The sequence below is a fragment of the Streptomyces hiroshimensis genome (genome assembly GCF_014650335.1).
Lineage (GTDB): Bacteria > Actinomycetota > Actinomycetes > Streptomycetales > Streptomycetaceae > Streptomyces > Streptomyces hiroshimensis.
The window spans coordinates 272675-293717 of sequence record NZ_BMUT01000010.1; the positions used below are offsets into that span (position 1 = coordinate 272675).

At 75.3% G+C, this 21043-nt stretch carries 19 protein-coding genes and 1 riboswitch; of the genes, 10 read left to right on the forward strand and 9 right to left on the reverse strand.

Going from position 1 to position 21043, the window contains the following annotated elements:
* Position 1: 1 nt before the first annotated feature.
* Positions 2-481, reverse strand: coding sequence for a cell division protein FtsL (gene ftsL / locus IE241_RS23215; protein WP_190023730.1), 480 nt, complete (start codon positions 479-481; stop codon positions 2-4).
* Positions 478-1437 carry a 16S rRNA (cytosine(1402)-N(4))-methyltransferase RsmH gene (rsmH, locus tag IE241_RS23220; RefSeq protein ID WP_190023731.1) on the reverse strand — a complete coding sequence of 320 codons (960 nt, stop codon included), beginning with the start codon at positions 1435-1437 and terminating at the stop codon, positions 478-480. The genes ftsL and rsmH overlap by 4 nt, the downstream gene beginning before the upstream one ends.
* Positions 1438-1868: 431 nt before the next feature.
* Between rsmH and IE241_RS23225 the strand changes: the two genes are divergently transcribed.
* The 4 genes from IE241_RS23225 to IE241_RS23240 all read left to right on the forward strand — a co-directional run bounded on the left by IE241_RS23225 (position 1869) and on the right by IE241_RS23240 (position 7437).
* A complete protein-coding gene (locus IE241_RS23225; RefSeq protein ID WP_190023732.1) occupies positions 1869-2420 on the forward strand; it encodes a beta-class carbonic anhydrase in 552 nt (183 codons plus the stop codon).
* A 156-nt stretch (positions 2421-2576) separates the two neighbouring features.
* On the forward strand, positions 2577-3614 hold the full coding sequence (locus tag IE241_RS23230; RefSeq protein ID WP_190023733.1) for an AAA family ATPase: 1038 nt from the start codon (positions 2577-2579) through the stop codon (positions 3612-3614).
* Positions 3614-5008: a DUF58 domain-containing protein gene (locus IE241_RS23235; RefSeq protein ID WP_190023734.1), complete on the forward strand. Its 1395-nt coding sequence runs from the start codon at positions 3614-3616 to the stop codon at positions 5006-5008. The genes IE241_RS23230 and IE241_RS23235 overlap by 1 nt, the downstream gene beginning before the upstream one ends.
* A complete protein-coding gene (locus IE241_RS23240) occupies positions 5005-7437 on the forward strand; it encodes a transglutaminase TgpA family protein (protein ID WP_190023735.1) in 2433 nt (810 codons plus the stop codon). The genes IE241_RS23235 and IE241_RS23240 overlap by 4 nt, the downstream gene beginning before the upstream one ends.
* A 90-nt stretch (positions 7438-7527) precedes the next feature.
* On the opposite strand, the gene IE241_RS23245 is transcribed toward IE241_RS23240, so the two are convergent.
* Both IE241_RS23245 and IE241_RS23250 read right to left on the reverse strand, forming a co-directional pair.
* The gene (locus IE241_RS23245; RefSeq protein ID WP_190023736.1) at positions 7528-7932 is read right to left on the reverse strand and encodes an SCO2097 family morphological protein; all 405 of its coding nucleotides are present in this window, start codon (positions 7930-7932) and stop codon (positions 7528-7530) included.
* A gap of 237 nt (positions 7933-8169) precedes the next feature.
* The gene (locus IE241_RS23250; RefSeq protein ID WP_190023737.1) at positions 8170-8931 is read right to left on the reverse strand and encodes a methyltransferase; all 762 of its coding nucleotides are present in this window, start codon (positions 8929-8931) and stop codon (positions 8170-8172) included.
* A gap of 208 nt (positions 8932-9139) precedes the next feature.
* Between IE241_RS23250 and IE241_RS23255 the strand changes: the two genes are divergently transcribed.
* Positions 9140-9754, forward strand: coding sequence for a TetR/AcrR family transcriptional regulator (locus IE241_RS23255; RefSeq protein ID WP_190023738.1), 615 nt, complete (start codon positions 9140-9142; stop codon positions 9752-9754).
* A 388-nt stretch (positions 9755-10142) separates the two neighbouring features.
* The gene (locus IE241_RS23260; protein ID WP_190023739.1) at positions 10143-11669 is read left to right on the forward strand and encodes a phytoene desaturase family protein; all 1527 of its coding nucleotides are present in this window, start codon (positions 10143-10145) and stop codon (positions 11667-11669) included.
* A gap of 115 nt (positions 11670-11784) precedes the next feature.
* On the opposite strand, the gene IE241_RS23265 is transcribed toward IE241_RS23260, so the two are convergent.
* From IE241_RS23265 to IE241_RS23285, 5 genes are all read right to left on the reverse strand, one after another.
* Positions 11785-12906 carry a hypothetical protein gene (locus tag IE241_RS23265; RefSeq protein WP_190023740.1) on the reverse strand — a complete coding sequence of 374 codons (1122 nt, stop codon included), beginning with the start codon at positions 12904-12906 and terminating at the stop codon, positions 11785-11787.
* Positions 12907-12948: 42 nt separating this feature from the next.
* Positions 12949-13866, reverse strand: a complete 918-nt coding sequence (gene metF / locus IE241_RS23270; protein WP_190023741.1) for a methylenetetrahydrofolate reductase [NAD(P)H] — start codon at positions 13864-13866, stop codon at positions 12949-12951.
* A gap of 187 nt (positions 13867-14053) precedes the next feature.
* On the reverse strand, positions 14054-14704 hold the full coding sequence (thiE, locus tag IE241_RS23275) for a thiamine phosphate synthase (RefSeq protein WP_190023742.1): 651 nt from the start codon (positions 14702-14704) through the stop codon (positions 14054-14056).
* A gap of 127 nt (positions 14705-14831) precedes the next feature.
* Positions 14832-15197, reverse strand: a complete 366-nt coding sequence (locus tag IE241_RS23280; protein WP_190023743.1) for an Rv2175c family DNA-binding protein — start codon at positions 15195-15197, stop codon at positions 14832-14834.
* Positions 15198-15257: 60 nt separating this feature from the next.
* Positions 15258-16493 carry an NAD(P)/FAD-dependent oxidoreductase gene (locus IE241_RS23285; RefSeq protein WP_268254424.1) on the reverse strand — a complete coding sequence of 412 codons (1236 nt, stop codon included), beginning with the start codon at positions 16491-16493 and terminating at the stop codon, positions 15258-15260.
* Between the two features lie 107 nt (positions 16494-16600).
* Positions 16601-16712: riboswitch (TPP riboswitch) on the forward strand.
* Between IE241_RS23285 and thiO the strand changes: the two genes are divergently transcribed.
* The 4 genes from thiO to pknB all read left to right on the forward strand — a co-directional run bounded on the left by thiO (position 16711) and on the right by pknB (position 21020).
* A complete protein-coding gene (thiO, locus tag IE241_RS23290; RefSeq protein WP_190023744.1) occupies positions 16711-17910 on the forward strand; it encodes a glycine oxidase ThiO in 1200 nt (399 codons plus the stop codon). (Overlaps the previous riboswitch by 2 nt.)
* Complete coding sequence (gene thiS / locus IE241_RS23295; protein WP_229899687.1) at positions 17907-18146, forward strand: sulfur carrier protein ThiS; 240 nt, start codon at positions 17907-17909, stop codon at positions 18144-18146. The genes thiO and thiS overlap by 4 nt, the downstream gene beginning before the upstream one ends.
* Positions 18147-18155: 9 nt before the next feature.
* Positions 18156-18962: a thiazole synthase gene (locus IE241_RS23300; RefSeq protein ID WP_190023745.1), complete on the forward strand. Its 807-nt coding sequence runs from the start codon at positions 18156-18158 to the stop codon at positions 18960-18962.
* Between the two features lie 93 nt (positions 18963-19055).
* A complete protein-coding gene (gene pknB, locus IE241_RS23305) occupies positions 19056-21020 on the forward strand; it encodes a Stk1 family PASTA domain-containing Ser/Thr kinase (RefSeq protein ID WP_190023746.1) in 1965 nt (654 codons plus the stop codon).
* Positions 21021-21043 lie beyond the last annotated feature (23 nt).

The following is a 21043-nucleotide window of genomic DNA, read 5'->3' on the forward strand; positions in this document are numbered from 1 at the left end:
GTCACCTGCCGGTGGTCGGGGTGGTCGGCACTGCGGTGGGGGCGGGCATCAGGGCCGGCACGGGGGCCGGCGGCGGCGCGGGGACGGCCGGTGCGGGCGCGCGGTACGCCACGGGGTCGGCCGCGGGGGCGTCCCCGGCCGGGGACGGCGAGCCGCGGACGGTGCCGTCGGGGCTGAGGAAGGCGGGGTTGCCGCCGGGGATCATGCCGAGGTCGCGGGCGCGGCGCTCCAGGGCGTCGGGGGCGGCGAGCTGGTCGACCTCCTGCTGGAGGGCCTGCTGCTCGTCGGTGAGCTCGGTGGTCTTGCGCTGGAGGCGGGAGAGTTCGAAGGAGCCCTGGTTGAGGGCGGAGTTCAGCAGGAGGAGCGAGATCAGGCCGGAGCCGAGCAGCACCACCACGAGGAGGACGAAGGGGGTGCGCTTGGCCCCGACGGGACCCACCAGGCGGCCCAGCCGGGTGCCCCGGCGGGCGGCCGGGGTCACCGGATGTCCTCGCGGATGCGTTCGGCGCCGCGCAGCCGCGCGGGGGCGGCCCGGCGGTTCTCGGCGACCTCTTCCTCGGTGGGCAGTTCGGCGCCGCGGGTGAGCAGCTTCAGGCGGGGCTGGTAGCGCTCGGGGACGACGGGCAGGCCGGGCGGCGCGGTGCTGGTGGCGCCGGCGGCGAAGACCTGCTTGACGATGCGGTCCTCCAGGGACTGGTAGGACAGCACGGCGATGCGGCCGCCGACGGCGAGCGCGGCGACGGCGGCGGGGATGGCCGCCTCGACGCTGGCCAGCTCGGCGTTGACCTCGATGCGCAGGGCCTGGAAGGTGCGCTTGGCGGGGTTGCCGCCGTGCCGCTTGGCGGCCTGCGGCAGGGCCTCGCGGATGACGTCCACGAGCCGGGCGCTGTTGCTGAACGGCTCCTTGGCGCGCTCGCGGACGATCGCCTCGACGATCCTGCGGGCCTGCTTCTCCTCGCCGTAGGCGCGCAGGATGCGCACCAGGTCGCCGGGGGCGTACGTGTTGAGGACCTCGGCCGCGCTGATGCCCGCCGTCTGGTCCATGCGCATGTCCAGCGGGGCGTCCTGCGCGTAGGCGAAGCCACGGTCGGCCTCGTCCAGCTGCATGGAGGAGACGCCGAGGTCGAACAACACGCCCTGGACCTTGGGGATGCCGAGCCGCTCCAGCACCTCGGGCAGCTCGTGGTAGACGGCGCGCACCAGCGTGGCGCGCTCCCCGTACGGCTTGAGGCGGTCGCCGGCGAGCTCCAGGGCGGTGGGGTCCCGGTCGAGGGCGACGAGCCGGGCCTCGGGGAAGGACTTGAGCAGCGCCTCGCTGTGCCCGCCGGCGCCCAGGGTGCAGTCGACGACGACGGCACCGGGCTCGGTGAGAGCGGGAGCGAGCATGTCCAGGCAGCGCTGGAGCATGACGGGGACGTGTCGCGCGTTGCTGCTCATGCGCCCTTCTGAGTTAGGGGTGCCCGGGGCGCGCGCAGGCGTCCGTATCCCCGGGTCCCCGCCCGCTCCAAGGGGAAGCAGCCTGCCCGGCACCGGGGAAGGGGCGCCGGGCGACCGGGGAGCGGGAGGAGGCCGAGGGGTACGTCCGCGTCGCGCACGTGCGGGTTTTCGGTGTCCAGGGGGAGCGTCAGGCCTCCCACTTCGCGCCACTTTAGTCCACTCGTCCCCCCGGTCAACCAACCGGCCAGCGCGTCCCGGGACGGGCGCGGCGCGGGGGGTGCCCACAGGTGCACATGGCGGGAAATGTGCCGTTCACCCGGACGGCCGCAGGGCCGCCACCCTTGTGGCTTACCTCACAGAGGGCCCTGTGAGCGGGGTTTTGTGGCCGGCGTAACGGGCCTCGGGGCGCTGCGCCGACTACCGTCGTTCATATGTCGATATCCGCGTCCCAGCCGGCGCCCCAGAGCTCCGACAACGCCCGACAGCCGACGGTCACGGACCGTCTCGTTCAGGCCAACGCCGAGTACGCCTCGCACTTCTCCGACCCGGGCATGGACGCCCGCCCCGTCCTCAAGGTCGCCGTCGTCGCCTGTATGGACGCCAGGCTCGACCTGCACGCGGCCCTGGGCCTGGAGCTCGGCGACTGCCACACCATCCGCAACGCGGGCGGCGTCGTCACCGACGACATCATCCGCTCGCTGACCATCAGCCAGCGCGCGCTCGGCACCCGCTCCGTCGTCCTCATCCACCACACCGGCTGCGGTCTGCTGACCCTGACCGAGGACTTCCGCCACGAGATCGAGGCGGAGGTCGGGCAGCGCCCGGCGTGGGCGGTGGAGGCCTTCAAGGACCTGGAGCAGGATGTCCGGCAGTCCATGCAGCGCGTACGGACCTCGCCGTTCCTGCCCCACACCGACGACGTCCGGGGTTTCATCTTCGATGTGACGACGGGTCTGCTGCGCGAGATCGACCCGCAGCACTGATTGTCCACAGGCGGTGACGCGGCGCCGCGCGGGCGGCGAGAATGCGGAGAGGACGCCGCCCTGGTGTGACGAGCGGGGTGCGGTGTCCGTAATCGGGGGCGGGCCGGTCCGTGGCTTACGGACCGCAAGCCCGCAGGACGGGCCGAGGAGGGCCGGGTGACGACCTATGGCGAGCCGGGGAGCCTTGAGGATCCCGCGACGCACGCGGAGCCGGGCGTAGGCGGAGATCTGACGACCACCGCGGAGCGGATCCGCCGGGCGGTGGAGAGCGTGATCGAGGGCAAACCGGAAGTCGTGCGGCTCGCGCTGACGGTGCTCCTCGCCGAGGGCCACCTGCTCATCGAGGACGTGCCGGGCGTCGGCAAGACGATGCTCGCCAAGGCCCTGGCCCGCTCGGTCGACTGCTCGGTGCGGCGCATCCAGTTCACGCCCGACCTCCTGCCGTCGGACATCACGGGCGTGAGCGTCTTCGACCAGCAGCGGCGCGACTTCGAGTTCAAGCCGGGCGCGGTCTTCGCCCAGATCGTCATCGGCGACGAGATCAACCGCGCCTCGCCCAAGACCCAGTCGGCGCTGCTGGAGTCCATGGAGGAGCGCCAGGTCACCGTCGACGGGCACACCTACGAGCTGCCGAGCCCCTTCATGGTGGTGGCCACGCAGAATCCCGTCGAGATGGAGGGCACCTACCCGCTGCCCGAGGCCCAGCGCGACCGCTTCATGGCCCGGGTCTCCATGGGCTATCCCAGCCCCGAGGCCGAGCTGCGGATGCTGGACGTGCACGGGGTGGTCCCCCCGCTGGAGGATCTGCAGCCGGTCGCCCACGCCCACGACATCGTCAAGCTCGTCGAAGCGGTCCGTAGGGTCCATGTGGCCGACTCCGTCCGGCGCTATGCGGTGGATCTCGTCACCGCCACCCGCCACCACCCCGACCTCAGACTCGGGGCGTCCCCGCGGGCCACGCTCCACCTGGTGCGCGCGGCCCGGGCGGCGGCCGCCCTCGCGGGCCGCGAGTTCGCCCTGCCCGACGACGTCCAGGCGCTCGCCGTCTCCGTCCTCGCCCACCGGCTGCTGCCCACGGCCCAGGCCCAGCTGGGCGGGCGCACCGCCGAGCAGGCCGTCCTCGACATCCTGCGGCGCACCCCCGTGCCCGACCCCTCGGCGCAGGCGGCCTGGCGGCAGGCGCGGAGGCTGTGATGGGCCCGGGGGAGGGCCCGGATCCCGGCCGCCCGGGCCGGGGGGCCGCAGCGGGCAGCGGCGGCCTGTGGGCGGCGCTGGGCGGGCTGACCACCCGCGGCCGCTCCTTCCTGGCGGCCGGCATCGCGGCCGCCTCCTGTTCCTACGTGCTCGGCCAGGCCGATCTGCTGCGGGTCGGGCTGTTACTGGCCGTCCTGCCCCTGCTCTGCGTGACCGTGCTGCACCGCACCCGCCACCGCGTCACGGGCAGCCGCCGCCTCGCGCCCGCCCGCGTCCCCGCCGGCGCCGAGGCCCGCGTCCGGCTGCGGATCGACAACGTCTCCCGGATCCCCACCGGCCTGCTGATGCTCCAGGACCGGGTGCCCTACGTCCTGGGCTCGCGCCCCCGCTTCGTGCTGGACCGCATCGAGCCCGGCGGCCGGCGCGAGGTGTCCTACCGCGTCCGCTCCGATCTGCGCGGCCGCTATCCCCTCGGCCCGCTGCAGCTGCGGCTGACGGACCCCTTCGGCATGTGCGAGCTGGCCCGCGGCTTCAGCGCGTACGACACGCTGACGGTCGTGCCGCACACCGAGCCGCTGCCCCCGGTGCGCCTGGGCGCCCCGGGCTCGGGCCACGGCGACGGCCTGCGCCGCTCCCCCGCCCTGGCCGGCGAGGACGACGTCATCCCCCGGGGCTACCGCCACGGAGACGACCTGCGCCGTGTCCACTGGCGCTCCACCGCGCGCCACGGCGAGCTCATGGTGCGCCGCGAGGAGCAGCCGCGCCGGGCCCGCTGCACCGTGCTGCTCGACACCCGCCGCACGGCCTACGAGGGCGCGGGCCCCGGCTCGTCCTTCGAGTGGGCGGTCTCGGCGGCCGCCTCCGCCGCGGTGCACCTGCTGGGGCGCGGCTTCTCCGTGCAGCTGCTCACCGACACCGGGGGCGCGGTCCCCGGCCCGGGCGCCCCCGGCGAGTACGGCGGCCGCCCCGGTTCTCCCCACGACTCCGCGGATGCGGCGGGCCTGCTGCTGGAGTCCCTCGCGGCCGTGGAGCACTCGGAGGGCGCCTGCCTCTCCCCCGCCCTGGGCTCCCTGCGCGGCGAGGGCGGGCTGCTCGTGGCGTTCTTCGGCGGCCTCGACGAGCAGCAGGCGGCCCTGGCCGCCCGGATGCGCGGGCGCGGCGGCACCGCCGTCGGCTTCGTCCTCGACCCGGCCGCCTGGCGGGGGGACCCCCGGGGCCAGGGCGCGGCCGAGCAGCGGCTGCAGGTGCTGCGGGAGGCGGGCTGGACGGCGCTGCCCGCCGGTCCCGGGGCCTCGCTGCCCGACCTGTGGCGGCTGGCGGCCGGGCCGGGCCTCACCGCCCCGGCAGGCTTCCCCGGCTCCCCCGGGGCGGGCACGGCGGGAGGGCCGGCATGACCGGGCGGACCCGGCTGGCGGTGAGCGCGGCGGCGGCCACGCTCGCGGCCTCCTGCGCGATGCTGCCGCTGGTGGACAAGTCGGCCTGGATACTGCAGGCCGCCTTCCTGCTGGCCCTCCAGAGCACGGTCGGCGCCCTCGCCCGCCGGGTGCCGCTGGCCCGGCCGCTGACGGTCGCAGCGCAGGCCCTGGTGACCCTGCTCCTGCTCACCGTGGCCTTCGCCGGTGAGCAGGCGGTCGCCGGGCTGCTGCCCGGCCCCGACGTCTTCCGCGAGTTCGGCCAGCTGCTGCAGGAGGGCACCGAGGACGTCGGCCGGTACGCCATCCCCGCGCCGGCCACGGCCGGTATCCGGCTTCTGCTCGTCGGGGGCGTGCTGGTCGTGGGCCTGACGGTGGACGCCGTCGCGGTCACGTACCGCAGCGCCGCCCCCGCCGGGCTGCCGCTGCTCGCCCTGTACTCCGTGGCCGCCGGGCTCGGCCAGGGCGGTTCGGGGTGGCTGTGGTTCCTCGCGGCGGCGAGCGGCTATCTGCTGCTGCTCCTGGCCGAGGGGAGGGAGCGGCTCGCGGAGTGGGGCCGCGTCTTCGGCGGCCGCCGGACGGCTCCCCCGGCTCCCGGGCCCGCACCGGGCGGTGCCTCCCCCGGCCCCGTCCGCACGGGCCGGCGCATCGGCGCGCTGGCCCTCGGCATCGCCCTGGTGGTGCCGGCCGTGCTGCCCGCGATGGAGAGCGGGCTCTTCGAGCCCAAGGGCCGGGCCGAGGCCGCGGGCCCCGGCGGCGGGCTCACCTCCGTCAAGCCGCTCGTCGCGCTCCAGGACAGCCTCAACCAGCCGGCCAACCGCGAGCTGCTGCGCCTGCGCTCCTCCGCCGAGAACACCCGCGACCTCTACCTGCGCATCGTCGCCCTCGACCGCTTCGACGGCGCGTCGTGGCAGACCACCGAGCGCCCCCTGACGGAGCTGCCCGCGGTCCTGCCCACCCCGGCCGGGCTCGCCCCCGGCGTGCGCACCACGCGCATCGACACCACCGTCACGGCCTCCGCCGGCTACGCGCAGAACTACCTGCCGCTGCCCTACCCGGCCGAGGAGGTGCGCACCGAGGGCCGCTGGCGGTACGAGCCGGAGGGCCGCATCCTCACCGGCGAGCGCGGCCAGACCACCCGGGGCGTGCGCTATCAGGTCGCCAGCCTGCAGGTGGAGCCCACGGCCGCGCAGCTCGCGAGCGCCCCCGCGCCCCCGGAGCAGGTCCTGCGGGCCTACACCCAGGTGCCCCGGTCACTGCCGCCCGTGGTGGCGCAGACGGCCCGGAAGGTGACGGCGGGCTCGGCGAACGCCTACCAGCAGGCGGTCATGCTGCAGGACTGGTTCTCGGTCGGCGGCGGCTTCCAGTACGACACCCAGGTCGCGTCGGGAACCGGCGCGGACGCCGTCGCCCGCTTCCTGGAGGCCAAGCGGGGCTTTTGCATCCACTTCTCCTTCTCGATGGCGGCGATGGCACGGACGCTGGGCATCCCCGCGCGCGTGGCCGTCGGCTTCATGCCGGGCACTCCCACGGCGGACGGCTCGGTGTCCGTCGGGTCCAAGGACGCCCACGCCTGGCCCGAGCTGTACTTCGAGGGCATCGGCTGGACGCGCTTCGAGCCGACGCCCGGCCGCGGCACCACGCCCGAGTACGCCGTCGCCGAGCAGGCCCCCGGGGCCGGTCCCGGCGCGGCGCCGGCTCCGGCCCCGGAGCGGAGCGCCGCGGCCCCGGCGGCCCCGCAGGACACGGACGCCTGCCCGCCGGCGCAGAAGAAGCTCGGCGAGTGCCGGCCCGCCCCCGGGCAGGCCGGCGGCGGGCAGTCCTCCGGCGGCCCCTCCGCCGCCGCGGTGACGGGCATCGCCGTGGCGGCGCTGGCGGCCCTGGGGCTCCCCCTGCTGCCCATGCTGTGGCGCCGGCGGGTCCGGGCCCGCCGGCTCGGCGGGCCGGACCTGCACCCGGATGCCGCCGCGGACGCCATGGCCGCGGAGCGCACGCTGGCGGCCTGGCGCGAACTGACGGACTCCGCCTGGGACTACGGCATCCTGCCCGACGACTCCCGCACCCCGCGTGCCGCCGCCGCGCGCATCGTCACCGCCGGCGCCCTGGAAGGGGAGGCCGCCGCGTCCGCGGGGCGCGTGGCCGCCGCGGTCGAGCAGGTGCTGTACGCGCCGCGGCCACGGCCCGCGCCGGGCCTCGCGGGCGACGTCGAGTGCGTGCGGGCCGGGCTGCACGCCGCCGCGGGGCGGGGCGCCCGGCTGCGCGCCGTACTGCTGCCGCGCTCGGCGGCCCGGCTGCTGTGGGGCTTCGCGCGGCGCCGCTCGGCAGCGGCGCGGCGGATCCGCACCGGCCGGCTCGGGGCCTCCTGGCGGCGTGCGGGCCGGGCGCTGCGCGCGGCACGCCCGCGCGCCTGAACGGCACCCGCCGCAGACGGATATGGCGTGGGGGGGGGGGGGNNCCCCACGCCATGGATGAAGAAACGGATGAAGGAAGCGCGAGGGCTCTCAGTGGCCCTGCTCGTCACGGCGGCGCTGCCAGCGCTGCTCGATGCGGTCCATCATGCTGCGGCGCGGGCGCATCTGGCCGCGGCCGCCCAGGGGCCCCGCCGGGCCCGTCCCCCGCTGCGCACCGGCCCGCGGCCCCTTGCGCCAGCCGGTGACGGCGAGCGCCGCGCAGCCCAGCATGACGAGGAAGCCGACCACACTGATCCAGTACTGCCCCTGAATCATCACGCCGGTCATCAAGAGCGCGATACCCACCAGAAACCCGGCGACCGCCTGGTAGACCCGTCGCCGGGTGTACGTGCGCAGGCCGCTGCCCTCGAGCGCTGTCGCGAACTTGGGATCTTCGGCGTACAGCGCTCGCTCCATCTGCTCGAGCATGCGCTGCTCGTGCTCCGAGAGCGGCACGGAGTCCTCCTACTCGTCGGTCGCGGGGGGCGACCGGGTGCGACCCTTTCAGGATAGGCAGGGAATCGCCCCCGTGAAACCCGCCCCTCTGCGCCAATCCGCCCACCGATGTCCGTGTGGCGATCGGTGGTGTCGGGACGTACATTCCCGGTTCGCCGATCGGCCATGCCGGACGGTGTCCCCCGATCATACGGGGCGAACCAGCTGATCGGGTGGTGTGTGACCTACAGCGCGCAGTCAGCCACGTTCGGCCAGTACGTGCAGTTGGGTGGCCACCGAGTGGAAGGCCGGCAGCGCGGCCGCGGCGGCCTCCAGCTGGGCGAGCGCCTCCCGGGCGCCGGGCTCCGCGTCGAGCAGCACACCGGGCACCAGATCCGCGAAGACGCGCACGCCGTGCACGGCGCCGGCCTCCAGGCCCGCGGCGGTCACGAGCTCCGTCAGCTGCTCGGCGGTGAACCGGCGCGGCACCGGGTCGCCCGCGCCCCAGTGGCCGGCCGGGTCGGTGAGGACCTGGCGAGCCTCGGTGAAGTGCCCGGCGAGCGCACGGGCGAGGACCGCGCCGCCGAGGCCGGCGGCCAGCAGGCTCAGGGTGCCGGCGGGGCGCAGCGCCTCGATGACGTTGCGCACGCCCTCGGCGGGGTCGTCCACGTACTCCAGGACGCCGTGGCAGAGCACCACGTCGTAGGCGCCGCGGTCCACCACGTCGAACAGGCCGTGGGCGTCGCCCTGGACGCCGCGCACCCGCTCGGCGACGCCGGCCTCGGCGGCCCGGCGCTCCAGCGCGAAGAGGGCGTTGGGGCTGGGGTCGACGACGGTGACGCGGTGGCCGAGGGCCGCGACGGGCACCGCGAAGTGGCCGGAGCCGCCGCCGGTGTCGAGCACGTCCAGCACCCCGCCGTCCGGGCCGGCGGCCTTCACCCGGCGGTCCAGGGCGTCGCGCAGGACCTCCCAGACCACGGCGGTACGCAGGGACGCCCGGGGGCGCAGCGGGTCTGACACGGCGGGTGGCTCCTCGGCGGTGGCGAACGGTTGCGTCCGCCCCAGCCTAATGGGCCGCGCCCGGGGGCAGGACGACACGGCCGCCCGGTCCGGCGCGGCGCCGCGCGGACCGCCCCGGGCGGCCGCCGGCGCCTGCGCGAATGCCCGTACGGCCACGCGAGGTTGACGCAGGGGCGGGCGCCGCGCGGCGGGCAGGGAGAATCACTTCATGGACAGCAGCAGTACGCGCCGTCAGAACACCCGGCGAAAGCTCTTCGACGCCGCGGTGACCCTCATCGCCGAACAGGGCTTCTCCTCCACCACCGTGGACGAGATAGCGGAACGGGCCGGGGTGGCCAAGGGCACCGTCTATTACAACTTCGCGAGCAAGACCGATCTGTTCGAGGAGCTGCTGCGGCACGGGATGGAGCTGCTGACCGGGGCGCTGCGGGCGGCGGCCGAGGAGACCGCCGAGCGGGGCGGTGGCGCGGCCGAGGCGCTGGACGCGATGATCCGCGCCGGGCTGGACTTCGTGGCCCGCCAGCCGTCGCTGGCCCGGCTCTACGTCGCCGAGCTGTGGCGCACCAACCGGGCCTGGCGCCCGACGCTGACGCGGGTGCGCCAGGAGGCGGTCGAGGTGATCGAGTCCGCGCTGCGGGAGGCGGTCGCGGAGGAGGGCCCGACGCCGGGGACCGACCTCGCACTGACGGCGTCGGCGCTGTTCGGGACGGTGCTCGTGGCGGCGCTGGACTGGCAGTCGTTCCAGCCCGAGCGGTCGGTGGACGAGGTGCACGCGACGCTGTCGCGCCTTTTGCAGGGCCGCCTGAGCGGGGTCGTCCGCTAGCCCTGTCCGGGCCGCGGCCGGTCAGGCCTCCGCCGCAGGCGCACGTCCCGGCGCGGCCGAATCCCCCTCGGCCGGCGCCGGAACGGCGTTCCCCCCTTGCTCCCCCGTGTGCTCCCCCGAGCCCTGCAAGGGCCCCCGCCCCCCCCCGGTCACGTCGGGGGTGCCGCGCCGTTTCCGCCGCCCCGTGCCGGCGGTACCGGCGCCGCGCCCCTTCCGTGGGCACCACTCTTCCGCCCGGCGGGGCCGCGGCCCATCCGTGCGCCTACTCATCTCCTCCTCTGAGTACGGGTACTCACGCCTGAGCGTTCAGGCCCAGGGCGGGCATCCGCGCGCTCGTGGGGACCGGTGCCGCCCGGCGCTGTCAGTGCCGCCGGATAAAGTCCCTCCCATGGCACGGATTGCGGTGATCGGCGCCGGGATGGGCGCGATGGCTGCCGCCGCCCGGCTGGCCGTCGCGGGCCACCGGGTGACGGTGTACGAGCGCGCGGCGACGCACGGCGGAGGCGTCGGGCGCATGACGCGCGACGGCTTCGCCTTCGATACGGGGCCGGGGCTGCTGCACCTTCCGGCCGTCTACCGCGACCTGTTCGTCAAGACGGGCAAGGAGTCCCTGGAGCGATGCGTCGGCCTGGTCCAGGTCGATCCGGCGAGCGCGCACGTCTTCGCCGACGGCACGTCCGTCTCCCTGCCCAACGCCTCCCGGGCCGGGGTGGTCCAGGCGCTCGACGAGGCCGTGGGGGCGGGTGCGGGCGAGCGCTGGAGCGAGCTCGTGAACCGGGCGCGCGTGGTGTGGGACGCCACCCGCCGCCCCCTGCTGGAGGAACCCCTGCTCGCCGACCCCGAGTACCTGGAGGCCCTGGGCCACGACCCCTATCCGGGTCTGCGCAAGCGCGGCCTGTTCCGGCGGAGCACGCCGCCCGTGCTCGCGGCCGTCGCCGAGCGGGAGCTGAAGGACCCGCGGCTCACGGCCCTGTTGGAGAGCCACGCCCTGGCGTACGGGCTCGATCCGCGCCACGCCCCCGCGAGCGCGACGGTCCTGCCGTACATGGAGCAGACCTTCGGCAGCTGGTACGTGCGCGGCGGGATGCGCGGCCTGGCCGACGCCGTGTACGAGCGGTGCCTGGCGCGCAGGGTGGAGTTCGCCCTGGGCTCGGAGGTCACGGCCGTCGTCGAGAAGGACGGCCGCGCGGCCGGTGTGGAGCTGGCGGACGGGCGCACGGCCGAGGCCGACATGGTGGTCGCCGGCGTCTCGCCCGGGCGGCTGCGGCAGCTCGCCCCGGCGGCCTGCGGGCCCGCGGCGCGGCCCGGTCCGCCGGTGCCGCCCGGGCGGTTCACGGTCTTCCTCGCGCTCCGCGGGGCGCGGCCCGCGGCCACCGCCCACCGCACGGTGGTCCACGCGCCGGACCGCGGCGCGGAGTTGGAAGGGATCTTCGGCGAGGGTGCGCGCGGCCCCGCCGCGCTGCACTACCGGCCGACGGTGACCGTACTGCGCCCGGACGATCCGGACGTCCGCCCGGACGAGGGCCACGAGGCCGTCACGCTGACCGCCACGGTCGCACCGCACGGTCAGGTGGACTGGAACGGCGAGGCGACGTCCGCCGCCTTCGCCGAGCGCGTGCTCGACGCCGCGGAAGGAGTGCTGCCGGGCCTGCGGGAGCGCCTGCTGTGGCACGAGGTGCGCACGCCCGCCGACACCGAGCGGGCGACGGGCGCCGAGGGCGGGGGCGTTCCGGCGCCGGTGCTGGCCGGTGGCGGGGGCGCGTTCCTGCGGACCGCCAATGCGACGCCGCTGCCCGGCCTGTATCTCGCGGGCGGCTTCGCCCACCCCGGCGGCGGGCTGGCGCACGCGGGGATGTCCGGGACGATGGCCGCGGGCCTGATCGTGTCCGGGGCGGACTGGCGCGGCTCCCAGTAGGCAGCGGCTCTCCGCCGGGCGGAGGTTCTCCGCCCGGCTGCGGTTCTCGGCCCCGCTGCGGTTCTCGGCCCCGCTGCGGTTCTCCGCCCGGAGCCCCGCTGCCGCGGCGGTGCGGTCAGTAGCGGGGCTGCTCGTTGTGGTGCTCGGTGTACTGCTCGCCGTAGCCCGGCCCCTGACCCTGGCCCTGCCCCTGGCCGGGGAGTTGCTGGGGATAGCCCGGGTAGGGCTGCTGGGGGGCGTAGCCCTGCGGGGCGGGCGGAAGGTCGCCGTCGCGCTGCTGCGGCACCCAGACGCCGCCGGGCGGGGTGTCCATGTCGTACTGCGGGGCGGGCGCGTAGGCCTCGGCGGGATAGCCGCCCATGCCGTAGGGCTGGGGAGCGGGCTGCTGGTACTGCCCGTAGGAGTCGTACGGCTCGTAGGCCTGCTGCCGGCTGCCGATGTAGGGGTCGGAGTACGCGGCGTACTGTCCCTGCCCGTAGTCGAATTGACCGGGCTCGGCGGGCACGCCGGGCGCTGCCGGGACCTGGGCGCCGTAGGGGGCGTCGTACGGGGCGGAGTCGCCGTACAGGACGGGGCCGGCGCTCTGGGCAGGGCCGGTGTCCTGGGCGGGGGCGGAAGCCGCGCCGTAGCCGTTGTCGCCGTAACCGCTCTCGCCGTAACCGCCGTAGGCCGCCGCGTCGCCCGCGTTTCCGGGTCCGGCCTGCGTCCGGAGGTCGGCGCCGGGCAGGCCGGGGTCGCTCGCGGGCTCCGCGAGCGGGGGGACGGCGGGCATGGCCGCGGTCTCGTCGAGCGGAGGGGCCTCCGCCCGCTCCGTCCTGCGGCGCCGGCCGGTGCGCGGCTCCTTCGGGCCGTCGTCCTCGGCGGCCGGCTTCCCGGCGCGCTTACCGGACTTGACGCCCCTTCCGGACCTACCGCCCGTGCCGGATTTCTCCTCCGTGCCGGACTTGCCGAACTCGCCCGCGTTGTCGCCGTTGCCGGTCTTGTCCCGGCGGAGCGCCCAGCCGCGCGAGAAGCCCCGGCGGAAGGAGAGCGTCACATACGTCTGCCCGACGGCGAAGGCCACCGCGCCCACCGCGATGACCGCGACGGACGGGATGACGACGCCCGCGACGACGCCGAGGAACCCGGCGAAGGCGAGGAGGCGCCAGCGCAGTCGCGCCTTGTACTGCAGCAGCACTTCGCCGAGCAGCCAGAGCGCGACGACGCCGAATGCGATGTAGAGGACCGTCCAGCCCATTTACGCCCCTCTCGTGGCCGCCGCCTTTCGAGGGGCCGGCCGTCAGGACCGCTGGTGCAGTCCCAGATTCTCGTAGATTTCCAGCGTCGCCGTGGAGTGGTTCAGGGTAATGAAGTGCAGCCCGGGAATCTCCTCGGCCATCAACCGAGCGCACAGCTCCGTGGCGTACTCGATCCCGATCGAGCGTACAGCGGCGCGGTCGTCCTTGACCGCGAGGATCCGCTCGGCCAGCGCGGGCGGGAACGCGGCATTGCTGAGCTGCGCGAACCGCTCGATCTGGCGGACGTTGGTGACGGGCATGATCTCGGGGATGATCGGGGTGTCACAGCCGGCGGCCGCCACCCGGTCGCGCAGCCGCAGGTAGTCCTCCGGGTAGAAGAACATCTGGGTGATGGCGAAGTCCGCGCCCGCGCGGCACTTGTCCACGAAGTACCGGATGTCGGTGTCCCAGTCGGTGGAGCGCGGGTGCATCTCCGGGAAGGCGGCGACGCCGACGCAGAAGTCGCCGGACTCCTTGATGAGCCTGACGAGGTCGGCGGCGTAGTGCAGGCCCTCGGGGTGGCGCACCCACTCGCCCATGGGATCGCCGGGCGGATCGCCGCGCAGGGCGAGCATGTTGCGGATGCCGACGTCGGCGTACTGGCCGATGATGTTGCGCAGCTCGGCCTTGGAGTGGTTGACGGCTGTCAGGTGGGCGACGGGCGTGAGCGTCGTGTCGGTCGCCATGCGCTCGGTCACCCGCACGGTGCCCTCGCGGGAGGAGCCTCCGGCGCCGTAGGTGACGGAGACGAAGGTGGGGCCTACGGCCTCGATCCGGCGGATGGCGTCCCAGAGGGTGCGCTCCCCCTTCTCGGACCTCGGGGCGGCGAACTCGAAGGAATACGACCGCTCGCCTGAGGCGAGCAGGTCACGCACCGTGCGCGCGTGGTCTGTCCTGGTGGAGGCGGTACCAAGGGCCATACCGGCAAGTTAACCAGCGGTCCCGGCGGCCCCCAACCCACTTCTACGATTTGCCCGATAGGCCGGTATCCCGTCCGCCATGCGGACGGGATCTTCATATTCCGTTGATGCTCCGTTGACGTTCCCGGTGATGCTCCGTTGGCGTTCCCGGCCGGCCCGGAAGGAGCCTTAAGGAACCTCAGGAGCCTCAGAGGCGCTCGCGGACCCGCTTCGCCAGCAGCGCCGCCGCCTCGCCCGGATCGTCCGCCTCGGTGATCGCGCGGACCACCACGACCCGGCGGGCGCCCGCGTCGAGCACCTGCTCCAGATTGCCCAGGTCGATGCCGCCGATCGCGAACCAGGGGCGCGCGGTGCCGAGGGCCGCCGCGTGGCGGACCAGGGGCAGGCCGGGGGCGTGCCGGCCCGGCTTGGTGGGGGTCGGCCAGCAGGGGCCGGTGCAGAAGTAGTCCACGCCGGGCTCGGCGGCCGCGGCATCCACCTCGGCCTCGGCGTGCGTGGAGCGGCCGATCAGCACCTCTTCGCCCAGGATGGCGCGGGCGGCGGGCACCGGCAGATCGCCCTGGCCGAGGTGCAGGACGCCGGAACCGGCGGCGTGGGCGACATCGGCGCGGTCGTTGACCGCGAAGAGCCTGCCGTGGCGCCGGGCGGCATCGGCGAAGACGGCGAGGTGCTCCAGCTCCTCGCCCGCTTCCATGCCCTTGTCGCGCAGCTGGACGATGTCGACACCGGCGGCGAGGACCGCGTCGAGGAATTCCGGCAGATCGCCCTGGCGCTTGCGGGCGTCGGTGCACAGGTACAGCCGGGCGTCGTCGAGGAGGGCGCGGGCGGTGGCGGACATCGGGTGGTTCCCCCCGGGTCGGCGGAGTGCGGGCGGGGGCGCGCCCCGCCCGCACACCGGACGGTTCTGACGGGCGCGGCTCACCGCGCCCGGGACTGCTGCTGAGGCTTTCGGGCGGCTCGGCGGCTCAGACGGCGAGCGCCTGGGCGCGCCGCTTCACCTCCGTGCCGCGGTTCTCCCGCAGCGCGTCCGCCGGGGTGCCCGGCAGGGTCTCGTCGGCGGTGAAGAGCCACTCCAGCATTTCCTCGTCGCTGAAGCCGTCGTCCCGCAGCAGCGTCAGGGTCCCGGCCAGGCCCTTGACGACCTTGCCCTCGCCGATGAAGGCGGCGGGCACCATGAGCACCCTGTTCTCACCGCGGCGCACGGCGATCAGCTGGCCCTCCTTCACCAGCTGCCGCACGCGCGTCACCTCCACGTCGAGCTTCTCTGCGATCTCGGGGAGGTTGAACCAGGCGGGAACAAGCGCGTCGATCTTTGCGTCAATCTCGGTCACGGGACAAGCCTGCCATCTGCCGCTGACAGCCGGTAGCCGGGTTGACCCGACCCGGGCGCGTCACAGCACCGCGGCCTTCAGCGGCACCGACGCGTCGGCGGCCTTGGTGCGGTCCAGGGAGGCGCCCTTCTCGATGAGCTTGCGGCCCTGGGCGAGGTCCCTGGGACGGCCGACGGCCAGCAGGGCGACCAGGACGCCGGCGCGCAGCCAGCACACGCTCCAGGCGGCGGTCGAGGGGTCGCCGCGCCACAGCAGCTCGTCGGCCGCGGCGTGGTGGCCCGCGTACTGCACGAAGCGCCCGAACTGCTCGGACCAGAAGTACGGCACCGGGTCGTAGACCGGCCCCTCGGCCGGGCCGAGCACGATGTTCGCCGCGACGGTCCGCGGCCCCTGCATGGCGTTGTCCCAGTGGTGCACGAGCAGCCGCTCGCCGTAGCGGGCGGAGGGGAAGGAGGCGCAGTCGCCGACCGCGTAGACGTCGGGCAGCGAGGTGCGCAGCCGCTCGTCGGCGACGACGGCGCGGTCCTCGCCGAGCTCGATGCCGGAGCCCTCCAGCCAGCCGGTCGCGGGCCGCGCCCCGATGCCGACGACCACGGCGCCGGCCGGCAGCCGGGTGCCGTCGTCGAGTACGACCGCGCCGGGCTCGACGGTGCTCACGCGCGCGCCGAGCATCAGCCGGGCGCCGCTCTCGGCGTACCAGGGGGCCATGCGGGCGGCGACCTCGGCGGGCATGGCACCGGCGAGGACGCGGTCCGCCGCCTCGACCACGGTCACCTCGCAGCCCGCCTCCCGGGCGGCCGTCGCGACCTCGGCGCCGATCCAGCCCGCGCCGACGGCCACGACGTCGTGCTGGGCGGCCAGCACCGGCCGCAGCCCCACGGCGTCGTCGAGGGTGCGCAGCAGGTGGACGCCGGGCAGGCCCTCGCTGCCGGGCAGCCGGACGGGCTCGGCGCCGGTGGCGATGACCAGGACGTCGTAGGGGACGGGCCCGGCGGCGGTCTCCAGCAGGTGCTCGGCCGGGCGCAGGCCGGTGGCCTCCCGCCCGAGCTGGAGGTCTATCCCGAGCGAGGCGAAGTCCACCTCGAACGCGGAGCCCTCGGCCTTGCCCAGCAGGACGGCCTTGGAGAGCGGCGGCCTGTCGTACGGAGGGTGCGGCTCGGCGCCCAGCACCGTGACGGTGCCGACCCAGCCGTGCTCGCGCAGGGCGACGGCGGTCTGCACGCCGGCCATTCCGGCGCCCACGATGACGACGCGCCGCTCGCCGGCGGCAAGTGCTTCTTCCCGGTGCTCGCTCACCCGATCACTGTAGGGCGACGGCGGCGGGGACCGGCGCGCGGGCACCGCCGCGTCGTCGTCCGACGGGCCCTCGCCCCGCAATCGCGGCGCGTACTAGGGTGGCCGGTGCACGCACTCGCGGGAGCCCGGACGACCGGGCTGAGAGGGAGGCTGGACGGCCTCCGACCGTACGAACCTGATCCGGGTCATGCCGGCGAAGGGAGGGGCTGGACACCTCATGGCCGCGTCGACGACCACATCGGACGCACCGACTCCACCGACCGTGCCCGCCTGCGACGTCCTCGTCGTGGGCGGCGGTCTCATCGGGCTCGTCACCGCCTGGCGCGCCGCACAGCGCGGGCTGCGCACCGCCGTGGCCGACCCCGCACCGGGCGGCGGCGCGGCGCGCGTCGCCGCCGGGATGCTGGCCGCGGTGACCGAACTGCACTACGGCGAGGAGGCGCTGCTCGCCCTCAACCTGGCCTCCGCGCGCCGCTATCCGGACTTCACGGCCGAGCTGGAGGAGGCGAGCGGCGTCGCCACCGGCTACCGGGCGTGCGGCACGCTGGCCGTCGCCCTCGACGCCGACGACCGCGAGCACCTGCGCGAGCTGCACGCCCTGCAGCAGCGCTGCGGGCTGGACGCGCAGTGGCTCACCGGCCGCGAGTGCCGCCGCCTGGAGCCGATGCTCGCGCCCGGCGTACGCGGGGGGCTGCGGGTGGACGGGGACCACCAGACCGATCCCCGCAGGCTCGCGCGGGCGCTGCTCACGGCCTGCGAGCGGGCCGGGGTCGCCTTCCACCGCTCGGGGGCCGTACGGCTGCTGCTCGCCGGGGACCGTGCCACGGGCGCCGAGCTCGCGGACGGCCGCCGGATAGCCGCGGGCCAGGTGGTGCTCGCGGCGGGCAGCCGCAGCGGGACGCTCACGGGCGTCCCTGCCGACGCCTTGCCGCCCGTGCGCCCCGTCAAGGGCCAGGTGCTGCGGCTGCGTGTCCCGGACGCGTACGCGCCCTTCCTGTCCCGCACCGTGCGGGCGGTCGTCCGCGGCGGCCCGGTGTACCTGGTGCCCCGCGAGAACGGCGAGCTCGTCCTCGGCGCGACCACCGAGGAGCTCGGCTGGGACACCACCGTCACCGCCGGCGGGGTCTACGAGCTGCTGCGCGACGCCCACGAGCTGGTGCCCGGCATCACCGAACTGCCCCTGGTCGAGACCTCCGCCGGGCTGCGCCCCGGCTCCCCCGACAACGCACCCCTGCTCGGCCCGACCGCCCTTCCCGGGCTGCACGCCGCCACCGGCCACCACCGCAACGGCGTCCTCCTCACCCCGCTGACGGGCGACGTCATGGCCGAGGTGCTGACCACCGGGCGCCTCCCCGAGGAGGCCCGCCCCTTCACCCCCCGACGCTTCTCGAACGCGCTGCAGGAGCTGCCCGTATGAACCCCAGCGATCCCACCGACAACCCCGAGGCCCACATGGGCATCAGCGTCAACGGCGAGCACCGCGAGGTGCCCCACGGCCTGACCCTCGGCGCTCTCGTGGCGAGCATGAGCTCCGCGCCCGGCGGCGTGGCCGCCGCCGTCAACGAGGCCGTCGTGCCGCGCGGCCAGTGGGCCGCCACCCGGCTCGGCGCGGGCGACCGCGTCGAGGTCCTCACCGCAGTGCAGGGGGGCTGATCAGCACCGATGGCGGACGACCTGCTCACCATCGCCGACACCACCTTCGGCTCCCGGCTGATCATGGGCACCGGCGGAGCGCCCAGCCTCGACATCATGGAGCGCGCGCTGCTGGCCTCCGGCACCGAGCTGACCACCGTCGCGATGCGCCGCCTGGACGCGAGCGTCCGGGGCTCCGTGCTCTCCGTGCTGGAGCGGCACTCCATCCGGGTCCTGCCGAACACCGCCGGCTGCTACACCGCGGGCGAGGCCGTCCTGACGGCCCGGCTGGCCCGGGAGGCGCTCGGCACGGACTGGGTCAAGCTCGAAGTGATCGCCGACGAGCGCACGCTGCTGCCCGACCCGGTCGAGCTGCTCGACGCCGCGGAGATCCTCGTCGACGACGGCTTCACGGTGCTGCCGTACACCAGCGACGACCCGGTTCTCGCCCGCAAGCTGGAGGACGTCGGCTGCGCGGCGATCATGCCGCTGGGCTCGCCCATCGGCTCCGGCCTCGGCATCCGCAACCCGCACAACTTCCAGCTGATCACCGAGCGCGCCGGGGTCCCCGTGATCCTCGACGCGGGCGCCGGCACGGCCTCCGACGCCGCGCTCGCCATGGAGCTGGGCTGCGCCGCGGTGATGCTCGCCTCCGCGGTGACGCGCGCCCAGGAGCCGGTGCTGATGGCGGAGGCGATGCGGCACGCCGTGGAGGCGGGGCGGCTGGCGTACCGGGCGGGACGGATACCGCGGCGCCACTTCGCCGAGGCGTCCTCTCCTGCGGAGGGCTTGGCGCGTCTCGATCCGGAGCGGCCCGCCTTCGGCGCGGGCGACTGACCGGAGCTCCGCCCCGGACCCCGGTCCGGGGCGCCGGACGGCTTGATTCTTGCTGGGGTCATGGCTGTCTCCCCGCCCTTTTAGACTCGTCGCGTGGATACGACGCTAGGGGACCCGTTGGTCGGGCACACGCTCGACGGCCGCTACCGGGTCGAGGCCCGCATCGCCGTGGGCGGGATGGCCACGGTCTACCGCGCCCTCGACACCCGGCTCGACCGGGTGCTCGCGGTCAAGGTGATGCACCCCGGCCTCGCCGCCGACACCGCGTTCGTGGAGCGCTTCATCCGCGAGGCCAAGTCGGTCGCGCGCCTGGACCACCCCAATGTGGTGGGCGTCTACGACCAGGGCACCGACGGCCCGTACGTCTATCTGGCGATGGAGTACGTGCCCGGGTGCACCCTGCGCGACGTGCTGCGCGAGCGCGGGGCCCTCCAGCCCCGCGCCGCCCTCGACATCCTGGAGCCGGTGCTGGCCGCGCTGGGCGCGGCCCACCTCGCGGGCCTGGTGCACCGCGACATGAAGCCCGAGAACGTGCTGATCGGCGACGACGGCCGGGTGAAGGTCGCCGACTTCGGGCTCGTCCGCGCCGTGGACACCGACACCACCGCATCCACCGGATCCGTGCTCGGCACCGTGTCGTACCTGGCCCCCGAGCAGCTGGAGCACGGCACCGCCGATCCGCGCGTGGACGTCTACGCGTGCGGCGTCGTCCTCTACGAAATGCTGACCGGTGCCAAGCCGCACACCGGGAGCACCCCGGCCCAGGTCCTCTACCAGCACCTGCACGCGGACGTCCCGCCGCCGTCGGCGGCCGTGCCGGGCCTGGCCGCCGGGCTGGACGGCCTCGTCGCCGACGCCACCGCCCGCGACCCGCGGCTGCGCCCGGCCGACGCCGTCGCGCTGCTGGGCCTTGCCCGCGCCGCGCGCGCGGAGCTGAGCGACGAGCAGCTGGACTCGATGCCTCCGCAGGCGCTCACCGACGCGGTCACAGGCCGCGCGACGGGCCCCGAGGACCGTACGAGCGTGCTGCCCCGGCCGGCCGCGCGCCCGCTGCCCGAGGAGGACGGCGACCGGCTGAACCGCACCACGCGGCTGGAGCACCCGCCCGCTCCCCCGGCCCCGCCGGCCCCGCCTGTGCCCCCCGCGGGCCCGCGCGGCCGGTTCCGGCAGGCGCCGCGGCGCGGGGTCCTCGCGGCGGTCGCCGCACTGCTGGCCGTGCTGATCGGCACCGGGGTCTGGTACGTCAACTCGGGCCAGTTCACGACCGTCCCCGCCGTCCTGGACATGACCCGGGACAAGGCGGAGAAGACACTGGACGACGCCGGGCTCGGGGTGCGCACGAAGGAGGACTTCAGCGACACCGTCGAGCGCGGCCACGTCATCGCCGCCGACCCGGCGCCCGGCAAGCGCATCCGCAACACCGGCAAGGTGACGATCACCCTCTCGCGCGGGCCCGCGCGGGCCGAGGTGCCCAACGTCGTCGGCATGCCCTTCGACGAGGCGAAGAAGAAGATCGAGGGCGCGGGCCTGACCGTCGGCGAGGTCGGCAAGCAGTTCAGCAGCGAGACCCCGCAGGGCTCGGTACTGGCCACCGACCCGAAGCCGGGCGAGCAGCGCCGCCCGGAGGCGCCGGTCGCGCTGACCGTCAGCAAGGGCGCCCCGCTGGACGTGCCGGACGTGCGGGGCATGTCCCCGGACGCCGCGACCGCCGCCCTGCGCGACAAGGGCTTCGAGACCAAGGTGTCGGAGACCCAGGTCTTCTCCGACCGCGCCAAGGGCTCCGTGGCCGAGCAGTCCCCGGGCACGGGCGACAAGGCCGCCAAGGGCGACACGGTCACCCTGACCCTCTCCAAGGGCAAGGAGATGCTGCCGGTCCCGGACGTCACGGGCAAGAACGAGGCCGAGGCCAAGCGGCTGCTGACCGGGGCGGGCTTCCAGGTGAAGGTCGACAAGCCGTTCTTCTTCCCGCAGGACTCGGTGGAGAGCCAGTCGGTCAAGGGCGGCGAGCAGGCCGCCAAGGGCGACACCATCACCATCAAGCTCAAGGGCGGTCTGTAACCGTGTCCGTAGCAGTGGAGGAG

Excerpts from the sequence above, each read along its gene's own strand:
- IE241_RS23240 (WP_190023735.1), top strand. The coding sequence starts at position 5,005 with ATGACCGGGCGGACCCGGCTGGCGGTGAGCGCGGCGGCGGCCACGCTC.
- IE241_RS23235 (WP_190023734.1), top strand. The coding sequence starts at position 3,614 with ATGGGCCCGGGGGAGGGCCCGGATCCCGGCCGCCCGGGCCGGGGGGCC.
- thiE (WP_190023742.1), bottom strand. The coding sequence starts at position 14,704 with ATGTCCGCCACCGCCCGCGCCCTCCTCGACGACGCCCGGCTGTACCTG.
- thiS (WP_229899687.1), top strand. The coding sequence starts at position 17,907 with ATGAACCCCAGCGATCCCACCGACAACCCCGAGGCCCACATGGGCATC.
- IE241_RS23255 (WP_190023738.1), top strand. The coding sequence starts at position 9,140 with ATGGACAGCAGCAGTACGCGCCGTCAGAACACCCGGCGAAAGCTCTTC.
- metF (WP_190023741.1), bottom strand. The coding sequence starts at position 13,866 with ATGGCCCTTGGTACCGCCTCCACCAGGACAGACCACGCGCGCACGGTG.
- IE241_RS23260 (WP_190023739.1), top strand. The coding sequence starts at position 10,143 with ATGGCACGGATTGCGGTGATCGGCGCCGGGATGGGCGCGATGGCTGCC.
- thiO (WP_190023744.1), top strand. The coding sequence starts at position 16,711 with ATGGCCGCGTCGACGACCACATCGGACGCACCGACTCCACCGACCGTG.
- rsmH (WP_190023731.1), bottom strand. The coding sequence starts at position 1,437 with ATGAGCAGCAACGCGCGACACGTCCCCGTCATGCTCCAGCGCTGCCTG.
- IE241_RS23225 (WP_190023732.1), top strand. The coding sequence starts at position 1,869 with ATGTCGATATCCGCGTCCCAGCCGGCGCCCCAGAGCTCCGACAACGCC.
- IE241_RS23300 (WP_190023745.1), top strand. The coding sequence starts at position 18,156 with ATGGCGGACGACCTGCTCACCATCGCCGACACCACCTTCGGCTCCCGG.
- IE241_RS23265 (WP_190023740.1), bottom strand. The coding sequence starts at position 12,906 with ATGGGCTGGACGGTCCTCTACATCGCATTCGGCGTCGTCGCGCTCTGG.